A 14392-nucleotide genomic window follows, 5' to 3' on the forward strand; every position below is an offset into this window, starting at 1 on the left:
AAATGGGACGATTAGGACATATCATTTTTTGGATCTTGCTTGTGGTTATTTTGGGGGCGTATGCCACCTTTATAACATTTCATCTAGATTATCCAATATGGGTAGGAATACTCATTTTCTTAGCAATGCTATTGGGATTCTTAATACTCGATAGCATCACGTGGGCAATTCGGAGATGGTATAAAAATAGAAAAGCTGAAAAAGCAAAAGAAACCGGCAAAAAAATAGAGACGGAAGGATTGCGCTTAACTCTAGAAAATGCCCTGAATTATATAGAAACCAATCATATCGCCGGTGGGGCAAAACGTTTTTGGCAAATGCCCTGGATTATTTTTTTTGGTAAAACAACAATTCTTCTTTCTAATGGATTGAAACTACATACCCATTTTATGGTTGGCGATGCTGAGGATGAAGCCCTGCAACGAAATCAAGTCTATGTACTCGACCATTTTGCCATATGGTGCGTTGATGCGGAACTACTAGAATCCAACCCATCAAAAAACGTAGAGAAACAATGGCTTGATTTTCTGAAGTACATTAAGAGTCAAAAAAAAGCAATTACCCCTATTGATCAAATTGTTATCGAACTACCATCCTCCACGCTTTTAAATGGTGATAAATCAAATATAGCCCACTTAGCTCGAACATTGAAAGATAGAGTGGATCAAGTGAGTCTTATGACGGGTTACCGCCAACAAGTACTTTTTTTGATTACTCAATGCAATGAATTGAGTGGTTTTGATGAATACGTAGCCCTTATGCCTGATAACTTATGGAGTCAGGCCATGGGATATATCGTAACCAATCCATTAAAAGATTCAACTTCTACAGCCCCACTGAAATACATCAGCAATCGTGCAGATGAAGTAATTGATATTGTTTTGTTTGATACTCAAAAGCCCATCGATGTCACTGTATTCAACTTTCCTTCAACCGTGAAAAAACTTGAAGAAAACTATTCAAGGTTTACAAGTTTATTTTTTGCTTCCTCGCCTTATACCGAACCCGCAGTACTCCATGGGGTTTATTTGCTGGGTGAATATCAGCATAACGGTAAAAATGAGAGTGTTTTTTATTATGATTTTATTGATCAGATTCAGCTCTCTCTCATCCGTCCTATGTCTTTATTAAACTCTGAAATAAAGCAACGTAATAAACGGCGATGGGAATATCTAGGCGTTTGGTATTTTGCGAGTGCTCTGGCTGCGGGTTATCTAATTTATGTCTATAACGCAACATCAAATCGTTTAGTTGAATTAATCAAACCTTTACCCAAAAAAGAATCGTTCTCGGATCAATTAGAACCAAATTTACTACAATTTGGCGATTATCATGTTTTGATGGGGCAACTTGATCTTTTTAGGAATCAATTGCAAATTAAAATATTGCCTTACCGAGGGGGTTTAAATCGGTTATATACTTATTACAGCGAGCAATATGTAAAGCATTTTAAACAATACATTTTAGTACTTCTTGATAATCGAATGGAGCAAATGCTTACTCAGGGAGGTCTTACGGACACCCAAAAAGCCTATTTGGTCCAGAATATGGTGAGTCGTATTAATTTAATCCAAGCCAAAATAATTAGCGGTGTAAGCCCTGCTACGCTAATGCAAATGCCTAATCCACAAATAAAATACTTAGGATACAATCGATTACCGGAACGTTTTCTCAATACCTTTGGTCCCTTATACAAAGATTATGTAATTTGGAATCCAAATTCCGAAAAACTGCGTAGTGAGGCTGGTAAATTGACCCTCTGGCTTGATCAATCTCATCTCTTGGCGTCCGATTTGCGTTGGCTTCTTGCCTGGGCTAATACTCAAGATAATGTATCTGAGCTTGGATTAAACAGCTTCTGGATAGGGTCCAATATTATCAGAGATTACCTCATAGACCCTGCATACACCAAAGCAGGATTTGCAGCCATTCAATCGTTACTGATACAAATTAATCATGCTTTACCGCTCTACATGGATATGAGCAGATCAAAAAGTAGCTTTGATGTATGGTATTCCGAAACACGTCTTAATGTATGGAAAAATTTTGCCCTTAATTTCTACAAAGGAACTAAAACCCTAGCCTTTCAATACGAATGGGATCAAACCTTCAATGATATGTTGCAAACCACCAGCCCTTATAATGGCTTCTTGCAAGATTTAGCCTCAGAATTCCAAGGCAGCCTTCCCTTCGCTAAGCCTCATTGGATTCAACTCGTTTTGCAATTTTCTGATCTCATGGTGTACAGTCATAGCAGTGAGAAGGGAATAGAGTTTAAGCAGCTTTCCGATTTGATTTCAGATTGGATGAAAAAGCTCCAAGAAAAGCCTTCCCAATGGAACAGCGATAGTCCGAGTAATGTATACAACAGACCGCCCAGTGTTGCCAATAAATTAAATTTCAACACTCAAGTAAACGCAGCCAAGTCGTACATGAAATATCGTGATTTATTAAAGCAACTTTATAAAGAACCCTATGTACAATCAGTGAAAGCGTATACGAACTCCCGAGAGTTATATTTAAGCCAAATTGAAGTAGACAGACAATCTACATTAGTTATGCAGGCCTATCAGTCTTTAGTTGATATGAGACGCGCACTCGAACATTTTGACCAACTCGACGCTTCTAATCCTTTTTGGACCCTCATGCGTGGTCCATTGGATTACTACATTGACTATACAAATCGTTTTGCATCGTGCTATATCCAACAGAAGTGGCTCGATGAGGTGTACCTCCGAACAATTGCTTTAAGTGGTGAAGAATTGAATCAAACTTTATTTGCTAAAGGGGGGCTTGTCTGGATTTTTAATGACAAATATGCGCTTCCCTTCATGAAGCAAATAGGAACCCATTTCCTACCCAGGTATATTCTTGGGCATGAGTTTCCCTTTAAAGAGCAGTATTACCAGTTGTTAACCTTTGGAATGAGAATTAATGAAGATCTGGAAGCGTTAGGCCATTTAAAACAAAAACCTGAAGAGCGCTCTCCCGTGAATTTAATGATTTATGCTCAGCCTACCAATCTTGATGTGAATGCTACGGTACTGCCTTATAAGACAATATTGCATGTTGAATGTAAGGAAAAAGAATATTCCTTAGAAAATTATAATTATCCGTCAAAACAAAAAATTTCTCATTGGCAATTAGAAAGTTGTGGTCCAACTGAGATTACTTTGTTTTTTCCAGGGACTAAATTGGTAATTCCTTATCCAGGGGATGAAGGTTTTTTACACTTCTTACAGGACTTTGATACTGGAGTTAAAGATTTTTATCCGCATAACTTTCCAGAACATGCGAAATTTTTAAAAACACACAAAATTGATAAAATTCGCGTGAGTTACTACATAAAGGGTGGCCATGACATCATGTGGCAAATTGAAAAATACTTTGCCGCGCAAAAAGATTACAAAGTAGCACAAAAGAACCTTACTCATGTCTCTAAGCTTCCAAGGACCATCACGGATTGCTGGGCTCAGGGCGAATACGATGTTTAATATTGACTCAATTAACAAATTAGGAACCCAACCTATTCCTGGGACCAACAAAGCTGGGGAACAATGTTATGAGTTTACTCAATACGCCTTAATTCGCAATGAAGTGCAAAAATTATCGCGAATCGGGCAATCCTCGGATGTGCATTGGCTAAGTATTATTGATAATTCGATTGAGCTTCTCACCTATTACACGAAAGACATTCAAATCGCTGCTTATTTGGCTTATGGTTTATTTCATCAATATCAATTTAAAGGACTGGCTGCGGGGTTAAATTTTCTTTTAGATTTTATTGTAAATTTCTGGGAGGATGCCTATCCCCAAGGACGAATGAAAGCCAAAATTGAGACGCTAAACTGGTATGCAACTCAATCGCTGAATCATTTAAAACAAGTTAAATTAAGTACGGACGACGAAGACCTTCTACATCCAATTATTAACACCTTAAAAAATCTCGAGCGGGAATTACTCACTCGAGGGGTACACATTGATCTTTTTTCAAGTTTACAAAAAAAAATAGAAGCAACCGAGGTAATCACCGTCCACACACCTGTACAAGATAAATCGAGTACAGAATTGCCGAGCTCAAATCTACAGAATCAATCAAGTGTTAATTTAGAACCCGCCCTTATTCTATGTACTCAATTCGCTCGAGAACTTATGGAGAAGGATCGAGCAAATCCTTATGCTTATTATTTAAATCGTGTTGCAGCCTGGGGTGGAATAACCGGAATACCTGTTAACGACAATGGAGTTACCCTTGTAAAGGCTCCTGAATATTTCAATCAAGAACGGATTAAAAAAGTCCAAGATACCGGGGATTGGGCTGAAATAGTAGCTACAGCAGAAGAAATAATCCCTCAAGAACCTTTTTGGCTGGATTTAAATTTAATAAGTCTTAATGCCTTGCAAAAGTTAGATGGGGTATTTAATGCTGCTTATGAAACTGCTAAACAAGAATTGGCTCATTTTATCCAAAGAATTTCTGGAATTGAGAAATTAAGATTTAACGACAAGACTCCTTTTGTAAGTGACCACTATGTAGGGCAACTAAGTCAGATTATTGCTAAAAAAAGCGCCCAAATTTCGAATAGTGAAAAAAATTTATCTGCAATCGAACAAAACCAGCTGCGAGAAATAAAAGAGGTAATTGCTCAATTTAACACGAAAAAGCCAGATATCTCGCGACAACAACTTGAATTGCTCCATAAAGAGTCCATCAGCAACAAAGTAAAATTATTCTCTTATATGGCCCTGTGTGAATCATTGCTTGAAGCAAATGAACAATCTATTTTAAAACCCTATTTGAGGTTGATCCTAGAAATAATCGAGCAACACCATTTGACAACTTGGGAACCTGGCTTGGCATTAGAAGCACTTATTTTGACTTATCGCTCTATGAAATTTTTAAAGAATTCTTTTTCGACCCAGGAAATGGATCACGTATTTTACTTGATCACAAAACTGGATCTGAGTGCAGCAACAGAGCTTGCTCATCTTTAAGAAAAACCTTCTTTAAAATTTTTTATCAAACAATTAAAATTCTTTTAATTTTTAAATGATTCATTACTTTCAATGGATGGTAATGATGGAGGACAGGTAACTTAACAATCTTAATCAAAATTCGATTTTGGCTCTTGAGAAAAGATTATAAGTTAACTATCCTCATGGTTCTCGATGATTATTCCTTCACGTTTTTATCTAGGAATTTAAATCCTGTCCAATCTTATTTTTTCTCATTCGCTTTGTCGCTGGTAACACAGGTTTTGTATGTGCATAACAGAGCGATATTGCTTATTCAAAATCCCCTTGACTGTCTTTATGAAATGGAATTACATCATGAAAAAATTAAATGAATATCAAATTAAAAAAATCTATCCTGAGATGTCAGGTCTTGGAGGTTTAATTAATACAGCGGATCGATTGATTCCCGAACTGCGTAAATTGCATGACTTTTGTGATACTTATGGGGTTCCAAACGATTTATTCAATGAAGATAATGAACTGTTTTCATCTGCAATGATTCACATCCTATTGTCCTTAAAAAAAAGGATAAATCACTTCAATAACTGGATGACCTTCATTGATACAATCTATAAAATTGATAATCTCATCTGCATAATTGTTACACAAAATGAACTTAATGAAATACACTTTCGAAATCATTGGGCGGGCTTTTTTTTAGTGTGCGATGAGCTTACCAAAAATATTGATGACCTTTTTAATAAAAGGCTATCGGGTAATCGTTGTACAAAAGACATTGATGAACTATGCCAAATGATGAGCCATGTATATGCACAGATTAGGGAGCTTAAGAAGAACACTGGGGAACTCATTATTCTTTTGAACGATTCCGAATTCAGTAAACAACAGGACTCTATTGCTCCCAATATACCAACCAACGAGCACCCTTTTTTTTCATTACCGGAAGAAGTAAAAAATAGTATTTTGAGTCATTTGGATATAGAAGATTTAATATCAGTGCAACTTACAGCGAGAAATTTATCGAAAACTGTAGCGACATCTATGGTTCAACGCTTTAACAAAACCCCTTCCCAGGTTATCGCCCATTTAACTCAAATTCCTCCTGAAAAAGCCTACACCTTTGTTGAGGGCTACCGACGTACATGTGAATATAAGGCTTTAATGAGTCTGGTTAAACATAAAATGCCGATGTCTGATCAGGAAGTGGTCTGTTACATGCTGACTCGACACCATTCAAATCTTCCTGACATCGCCCAATTCCGGTCTATTTGTAACGCTTCCAATATAGATGAAAAAACAAGAAGACACCTCCGTATTCTACTCCAAAATGCTGTGGAAGTTGATATAGCAAGGCGAGCTGATTTTTCAGCAAAAAATCCGCTAAAAGCAAATGAATTGTTCGCTTTATTTTTGGAAAATTATAAGAAAGTCTACCTTAATGTTTTACCCTCCATCGCACTGGAAGAAGTTAACCTTGCAGGTACTGATGTATCTTATGCACCGCTATCCCACGGGCAGATGCCTAGGATGGATTTATCCGCAACAAAATTGTGTGGAGCAAACTTAAGTTATACAAATTTGGCTTCCAGCACGCTAATGAAGGCAAATTTGTGGCAGGCAAATTTATGCCATGCCAGCCTTTTAGAAGTTTGTTTGGACAATGCTGTACTTGAGGATGCCAATTTAAGTCATGCAGATTTGAGATACAGCACTCTTCGTAAAGCATGTTTGAAACAGGCAAATTTGCGATGGGCAGATTTGAGTGGGGCAACACTTGATCATTGCATCATTGATGCAGCAGATTTTACAGGCACAAACTTGGCCTATGCTCAACTTACTAACCTGGATATGCGTACCATCGATGTGAGTCAATTTAACGTGGAATGGACCTATTTGAAAAACCTGCGTCTGGTTCCCGATGCAGCTCTAGAACATCCCCATGCATTAGAAAATTTCTTTAGCTCCTTTGAAAAAAATCTTGAGAGTCATACGCCTGGGAGCCAAATGAAATGGCGAACCCAGATGTTAAAGGATCTCAAACGATTAATGAGCGCAGCATCACTTAGCCCTGAAATCCAAAAGCTCTTTTTAAGTAAAATACTCACTTATTACCCTCCCCACCTATTATCAAGCACTATTTTTAGCAACAAACACCCATTTAAAAAATTATTTGAACAATACAAACTCATTACTGTAGATGACTCAGGAGACAAAGTAGAGCACCCTCTACAAGCTGAGGTGATTTCCATATTAGACAGGTTGCAGGATCGTATTGATAATACCATCCCTGACATGCACATTCGGTTCAAGAAACTAAGATTCAAATTCAACGAATGTGTTGTCAAGGCTCCAGGTATCACTAACGTCAATCAAATTTGTCAGCTCTCCCACCACCATTTTTTCCTTCTGCAATTATTCTATTTCATAGGCACGAATGAAAACGCACTCTTTAAGCCATATTTAGTGGGGTACCCCCAAAATAATTTGCTGACATTGAAACATTCACAGCGGTATGCGAGTCAAATATTTGATGGTGAGCTCTTTCATCTGGAGATGTTACAAAAAATTCCTCCCGAACAATTAAATAACTATCTTTATGGCGATGAAGATTTTTTTATCAAGCAAAGCGACCGCACCTTAAACCAAGTTAAATTGGGAGGATTACTCATCAGCTTCACACCGGGAGGTAAAGGCTCCTGTTTTTCTAAAGTTGAGATTATTGATTTTGCAAACAGGCGATTGACCTTTGGTTTTACCATAGATGCCGACCGGTATCCCTCCTTAAAAACAGAATTGTATCTTCCGATCCAAATACTCGATGATTCGATGACCCATGTTGAATGTAATTTATATGCTGATGATATTCCCGCCATCCGAGCGGCTCTTGAATTGAGAACCAACCTGACTCATTATATTTTTACGACACAAAAAGGACCTGTCCCTGAGTTGAACGAAAAAATTAAAGCCTTGGCTTTAAATGCTAAAGTTGAACAGCCCTTACAAGGAGAAAACCGCTTTGGCCTATATCGCCAAAAATCCCCAAAAAATCATTTGGAGGTCTCTAAAAAAAGGACTTGTGTGTTGATCTAAGTAAATTGAGATTTTTTATATCGTTGAGAAAACTGAAGTATAGGGGTCTATGACACTTAATCTAAAAATCTGTTTAAAATTAGCAATTAAGCAATTACAATTCGCTTAATTTTTTAACTTATTTCATTACTCACATAGAGCTCAGTAATGATGGAGGACAGGTAACTTAGCAATCTTGATCAGAATACAGCTTTGGCTGTTGAGAAAGATTATAAGTTAACTGTACTCGGGTTCTCGGTGATCCGTTTCACCTTTATTCAGGAATCTAAAAAAACCGTTCACTTGTATTTTTCTCAGTTAATTTGTCAATTGATTTAACCCATAAACCCTTAAGTTCAAACTAAGAAAACATTGTCTACGAAATGTATTACAAGCCATATGCTTCGAAAAGGAATTACATAATGAAAAATTTAAAATCTCAAATCCTAAAGATGTCTCGACATCTCCATTATTTAAAGGTAAAAGAGTTGCTATATCAAGTAGAGCGATTTATTCCCCAACTCAAAGAATTACAAAACTTCTTTGAGGTTTATAGCGTTCTAAGTGATGAAATACTCAAAAGTACCCACCCTTTTTCCTATAACATGATTCATATTCTTTTATCATTAAAGAAAAGAATAGTAAATCTAGAGGAATTTTATAAAGAAAATGATCTCATCTTGATGATTACTCTCGGTAATGAACTAGATGAAGTACAACTTCGCAACCATTGGACTGCTTTTTTTTCAACCTGTGAAGAACTGCAAACCAATATGGTCAACGCCTTTGCTAAAAGGCTTCCAAATACGGACAACAATCATCACGCTGAAGCTATACCCCATTATGAGATTGATGATGAACTGCGACAATTGCTAAATCAGCTTCGTGCACGGATTAGTGATTTACAGTTAAAAACTCAACAATTATTTGAACTTGTAAAGGATTCTGAAATTAGTGCACCCCAGAGTGCAATTTCTTCCATCCCTCCAACTAATGAGGAACATCTTTTTTTTTCGCTGCCTGAAGAGGTAAAGGTCAGTATTTTCACTCACTTGGATGTAGAAGATTTAATCTCAGCCCAACTTGCATCAACAAATTTATCAAATACGGCAGCCACAGCCTTTGCAGTACGCTTTAAAAAAAATCCATCGCAAGTCCTAGCACATTTGAATGAAATCAGTCCTGAAGAAGCCTATAAATTTGTCGAAGGATACCAACACACTGCTGAATACAAGGCTCTAAAAAGTCTGGTTGAGCATAAAATGCCTATGAGTGATCATGAGGTGGCCTGTTATATGTTGACTCGGCATCATCAACAGCTCCCGGATATTGAACAATTAAAAAGAATTTGCGCCAGCCAACATATCGATGAAAAGACGAGAGACCAGCTTCTAATTATCCAAAATATTTTAGAGAGTATTCCAGAAAATCAATCGGATTATTCATCTACTGCAGCGGTTGAAGCAACAGCATTATTCGATTTATTTCTAAAAACTTTTCCCCAAAGCTATCTCAATCTTTTACCCTTCATCCATCTTTCACATGTCAAATGGGCAAATGCTGATTTATCTAAAGCCCCCTTGCCCCATATTGATCTCAGCTATGCGGATATGTCTGGAATCAACTTATTTCAAACGGACTTAAGGTATACAAATTTAAGTAAAAGCTCATTGAAGGCAGCCAATATGCAGCATGCAAATTTACATCATGCCGACCTGGCTCAAGTCTGTTTGGATAATGCACTGCTTGAACAAGCCAACTTAAGCCATGCGGATTTGGGGAATGCAACATTGAGACAAAGCAATTTGCAGCAAGCAAATTTGAGATGGGCTAATTTAAGTGGAGCTATCCTGGATGGCACCATCATTGATGGAGCTGATTTTAGCGGCACTAGGCTTCCCTATGCTCAGCTTATTAACCTCGATATGCGCACCATCGATTTGAGTCAACTCCATGTTGAATGGAGTTATTTAAAAAAATTGCGTCTGGTTCCTGATACAGCTTTGAAAGATGCGGAAGCATTAGAAGATTTTTTCAACTCCTTTGAAAAAAGTCTAGGGAGTCATATGCAGGAAAGTCAAATAAAATGGCGGATCCAGATGTTAAAAGATCTAAAACGCTTAATAAATTCATCCGAAGATGCTCCTGAAACGAAGGTACTATTTTTAAAAAAAATACTCGCGCATTATCCTTCGCAAACATTATCAAGCACCATTTTTACCCAGAAACATCCATTGAAACATCTATTTGAACAGTTTCAATTAATTGAAGTTGATAATCCAATGGACGAGATAGATCCTTCTCTTCAAAAAGAAGTAATATCCATACTGGATGAGTGGCAACATCACCTTGATCCTACGACTTATGCTGACTGCCGGGTTACAGTTCAGAACTTAGATACAAGATTCGAGAATTGTTTCGCCAAAGTGCCTGGGTTAACTAACGTCAATCAAATTTGTCAGCTGTCCAGCAACCATTTTTTTCTTTTGCAACTGTTTTATTTAGACTGCAAATACTCAAAGTTAAGACCCTATTTAATAAATTATCCGCATCGTTATCTGAGGGTGGGGGAAGATTACTCACGGTATGCCAGCCAAATATTTAATGGCGATGTGTTTCACATTGAGCAATTACAAAAAATCCAGCCAGATGAATTGGAGACTTATCTTTATGGCGACGAAGATTTTTTGATCAAGCACTGCGATCACGACTTAAACAAAGTGAAATTGGGCGGCTTGTTGATAACCTTTGCCCCGGGAAGGAAAGGCATTTGCCCAGCAAAGGTTGAAATGATTGATTTTCAGAACAAGCGCTTAAAATTTTGTTTCGAAATTGGACATAGTCCTTCAATAGGATCAGAAATCTACCTTCCTATAGACTTAGTCAATTATCAGTCAACTCGATATGGATTTTATTTATATCCCAAAAATGTGGCCGCGATCAGAGCAGCGCTCGCATTAAGAGCAAGCGTCACTCATTATATTTTTTCGACTCAAAAGGGCCCCATACCCGAGTTAGCGCCAATTACCAAAATCGCGCCGCCCCTCCCCAAAAATGAAAAGACCGAAGTCAAAACTCTAAATGATGAAGCTAAAAGTCCATTACTGGGAAATAATCATTATGGCTTATATCATCGAAGAACCAAAAAGCCATGCTTGATGGCGTCTGAAAAAATGCTTTGCACATTGACGTAAAGTTTGGGGTCACATTTTGTGACTCCATCAAACTGTTAATACATAGATAAGTCATGATAATTATTATTAGCACCGAAGTAGCCTAATTAACTCATTTAATTCATGAGCAATTTCAGATAGATGACCTAGACAAGAAATGAACTCATTTTTTTAAATGGATTCAGCATAAAGCGTGATGAATTGGCTATTATTCCCTTTTATTTCTGTGTATTATCCCCAGCAAATTGTGTTTATTTTAATAAAAGGGGAGTTTTATGAAGCATCTTGCTAATAATATGCTGCGCACAAAAAATATGTTGGAATTGTTGCACGCGATGGGTGTCCATTTGGACAATACCAAAGTCGTTTGTCATGATGAACGGGTGGTTTTTCATCCCCCATCAACAAAGGATAATGAAAGTCTGGCCGCTGAATTGCAAGAACTTTTACAACAAAATACTGTAAAACCTCCCCTAAAAAAAGTAACCCTGACTGAACTTCTGACTGATGAGATAAATCAAGCAACCTGTGTTGATAGTATAACAGCGGATACCCACAAAAAATCCTGCCTTGCGGTATTGAATGTTTTACAGCTCAGCGGACTCGATTTTAACATCGATGAACAACAGGAATTCTTGAATATACCTTTACCGTCTGCCGCTTTCGCCCCCTTATTTAATTCATTGAATTATAAATTCATTCATATTGAAGACGAAAAAATTAAATTTAATTTGAAAGAGTTTCTTAGAAGTCACAAACAAGAACTCATTTTAATTGATGGTAAAAAGCCTTTACTATTAGCGCACTCAAATTCATTTGAAGAAAAAAAGGTTTTTTATGCAGAAAAACGGGTTAGCGAGGACACGCTTGAAGTAACTCCTTACTTTTTTGTTCCTGAAGCGCTGACACCCCCAACCTATCATTTTGTTTTAGATACCAGCAGCAGTATGGAAGGTGAACGCTTAACCAAGTTGCAAAAGAGTGTGATTGAATTTGCCGACGCCCTGTTCAAATTCCAACCTGATGCCGTCATTAATATTACCGAATTTAACGATGAGACGAAAAAGGTGGGCATGGGCAGTTATCAAAGAAAGGACCTTGTTCAATTGTCCGAAGATATCAATGGTTTAAGAGCCACAGGTCTAACTCGTCTTTTTGCTACAGTTTCCGAGCAACTATCCATGCTTAGAAAATCATCGCTACACAATAATGTTTTATTATTTACCGATGGCGAAAATACTATAGGCCACAATCAAAAACTAAGTACTGATATAGAAGAATCTATCGATGCCTTAAAAAAAGACTCATTTCTGGTTTCAGTGCGTAATAAATTTTTCATTTTGAGTTATGGTAGAACTCAACCGGAGGTTTTGCATAAAGTCGCTGAGCTATTTGCATCACTCGTCCTTACGACGGATACTGTCGATTTTGTGGAGGCTTTAGATAAAAAAGATAAGCTGCAGGAATGGGCTGCTGCACGGGAGTTATTTAACTGTCGTATGGAAGTGATTGATAATACCACTCTTGATGCGAAATCAGAGGAGTATGTTTGTTCCTTTGACATGTCGGGTCAATTTGTGGCACTTAAGCCAAAACAATACCAAAACAATGAAACCCTGCATTTAACGATCAATGACAGTAATGGTAAAGTACTACTGGATGATAAAAAGCTGCTTGCTAAAAAATCAATGGAGACATCTGTGATGCCGGGTAGTGCAAAAACAGCAACCCAACTCGGTGTTTTTGCCGTTCAAGGAAATAAATCCAAAGAAGAAGAAGGGACTCTTACAACGACATACTCATCTAATTTATAATTTATAAACGGGTGGCTTATAGATAACTCTTGCTCCCCTCTTCGAGCCTTTCCCAAAGGCAGGTCGAAGGGGGGGATGTTGAGTAGTGGGCAACATAGAGGATCAAGGATATATAATTGAGTGCAACCGATGAGGATTTTTTTGGTAGAACAATAATTTATCAGACCTATGATTCTTGGGGCAATATTTTTGTTCTTGATAGAGGAAATATTAGGGCGCTAAACTTCGATCCAGTTTATGATCAGACGGGTATTTATATTCAATACCCCCATATCCCTGTACATGAATACACACGTGCCATGCTGTTAGTCCTTGCATTTATAGATCCTGAGCATATTACTTTATTAGGTTTAGGAGGCGGAAGTTTGATTCATTGCCTTCATTTTCTTTTCCCCCAGTGCTCGCTTTTCTGTATTGAATTACGTGAGAAGGTTTATGAAGTAGCACTGGATTTTTTTCAATTACCACAAAACCCAAATATCGAAATATTAATTGCAGACGCCCACGTTGCCATGAAATTTCAAAAAAATAAGACAACGCAAGTCATTTTCGCTGATATGTATCACGAATATGGAATGGACGGATTTCAAATTCAACAAAAGTTTATCGAACAAGCTTATCGTGTTTTGGACGATTCAGGTTGGTTGGTTATTAATTTTCATGAACTTCCTGAGTTACACTCTACCTTCATCCAATACATGCGCGATTATTTTGCTGAACTATTCATTTGCCCTACTATAAGTGATAATTATATTTTATTTGCAAGTAAGGCTACTGTCTCTGACGTGCATGCAGATCACTATCAAAATGTCCTTTCTGAATTTGAAAATAAACTCAACATTAAATTAATACGTTTACTAAAAAAAGTGAGACGCTATAGCGAATAGAAAAAATCAATTGTGATTCTGATTACTCCATTACCAAACTGCTTTACAATATAAAGAAATCAACTATGAGTTTCTTACTACTCAAACTATAGAATACAACTATGAAAAAAATATTCTTACCATTCATTATACTCATCTCTGCTTTTTTATTAACGGGATGCTGGTCCGTACAAAAAGGACAAAAATCTGGGGTTATTGTCAAGGTTGCCAAAGAAGGTAGATTTTGGGGAACCTATGAAGGAGAAATGATTCTTGGCGGTTTGGAAAATGCGAGTGGAGCAAGTGGGCGTGCTTTTCATTTCACCCTTGGACAATTCAAATCCAAACTGGTAGAACAAGCTGACTTTGCCATGCAAAATAATAAACATGTGGTTATCAGCTATCATTGTGATGCATTTACTCTTCCCTGGAGTGGCGAAACCAAATGCTTTGTAAACAAAATTGATGTATTACCGGATAAATAGAATTGGCT

Annotated in this window: 7 protein-coding genes; all 7 read left to right on the top strand. The window is 37.3% G+C overall.

Features of this window, described 5'->3' with window-relative positions; genetic code table 11:
- Positions 1-2: 2 nt before the first annotated feature.
- The 7 genes from ACWTE2_RS05565 to ACWTE2_RS05595 all read left to right on the top strand — a co-directional run bounded on the left by ACWTE2_RS05565 (position 3) and on the right by ACWTE2_RS05595 (position 14384).
- Positions 3-3494 carry a type VI secretion protein IcmF/TssM N-terminal domain-containing protein gene (locus tag ACWTE2_RS05565; RefSeq protein ID WP_454784526.1) on the top strand — a complete coding sequence of 1164 codons (3492 nt, stop codon included), beginning with the start codon at positions 3-5 and terminating at the stop codon, positions 3492-3494.
- A complete protein-coding gene (locus tag ACWTE2_RS05570) occupies positions 3487-4995 on the top strand; it encodes a TssA family type VI secretion system protein (RefSeq protein WP_454784527.1) in 1509 nt (502 codons plus the stop codon). Before ACWTE2_RS05565 ends, ACWTE2_RS05570 begins: the two co-directional genes overlap by 8 nt.
- A 336-nt stretch (positions 4996-5331) precedes the next feature.
- Positions 5332-8067, top strand: a complete 2736-nt coding sequence (locus ACWTE2_RS05575) for a pentapeptide repeat-containing protein (protein WP_454784528.1) — start codon at positions 5332-5334, stop codon at positions 8065-8067.
- Positions 8068-8468: 401 nt separating this feature from the next.
- Positions 8469-11240: a pentapeptide repeat-containing protein gene (locus tag ACWTE2_RS05580; RefSeq protein ID WP_454784529.1), complete on the top strand. Its 2772-nt coding sequence runs from the start codon at positions 8469-8471 to the stop codon at positions 11238-11240.
- Between the two features lie 254 nt (positions 11241-11494).
- Positions 11495-13033 carry a VWA domain-containing protein gene (locus tag ACWTE2_RS05585; RefSeq protein ID WP_454784530.1) on the top strand — a complete coding sequence of 513 codons (1539 nt, stop codon included), beginning with the start codon at positions 11495-11497 and terminating at the stop codon, positions 13031-13033.
- Between the two features lie 116 nt (positions 13034-13149).
- The gene (locus tag ACWTE2_RS05590; RefSeq protein ID WP_454784531.1) at positions 13150-13920 is read left to right on the top strand and encodes a methyltransferase domain-containing protein; all 771 of its coding nucleotides are present in this window, start codon (positions 13150-13152) and stop codon (positions 13918-13920) included.
- Between the two features lie 101 nt (positions 13921-14021).
- Positions 14022-14384: a hypothetical protein gene (locus ACWTE2_RS05595; RefSeq protein WP_182391780.1), complete on the top strand. Its 363-nt coding sequence runs from the start codon at positions 14022-14024 to the stop codon at positions 14382-14384.
- Positions 14385-14392 lie beyond the last annotated feature (8 nt).

The sequence above is a fragment of the Legionella nigrisilvae genome (genome assembly GCF_977063395.2).

Coding starts and splice junctions, on each gene's coding strand:
- ACWTE2_RS05595 (WP_182391780.1), top strand. CDS start 14,022: ATGAAAAAAATATTCTTACCATTCATTATACTCATCTCTGCTTTTTTA.
- ACWTE2_RS05570 (WP_454784527.1), top strand. CDS start 3,487: ATGTTTAATATTGACTCAATTAACAAATTAGGAACCCAACCTATTCCT.
- ACWTE2_RS05565 (WP_454784526.1), top strand. CDS start 3: ATGGGACGATTAGGACATATCATTTTTTGGATCTTGCTTGTGGTTATT.
- ACWTE2_RS05580 (WP_454784529.1), top strand. CDS start 8,469: ATGAAAAATTTAAAATCTCAAATCCTAAAGATGTCTCGACATCTCCAT.
- ACWTE2_RS05575 (WP_454784528.1), top strand. CDS start 5,332: ATGAAAAAATTAAATGAATATCAAATTAAAAAAATCTATCCTGAGATG.
- ACWTE2_RS05585 (WP_454784530.1), top strand. CDS start 11,495: ATGAAGCATCTTGCTAATAATATGCTGCGCACAAAAAATATGTTGGAA.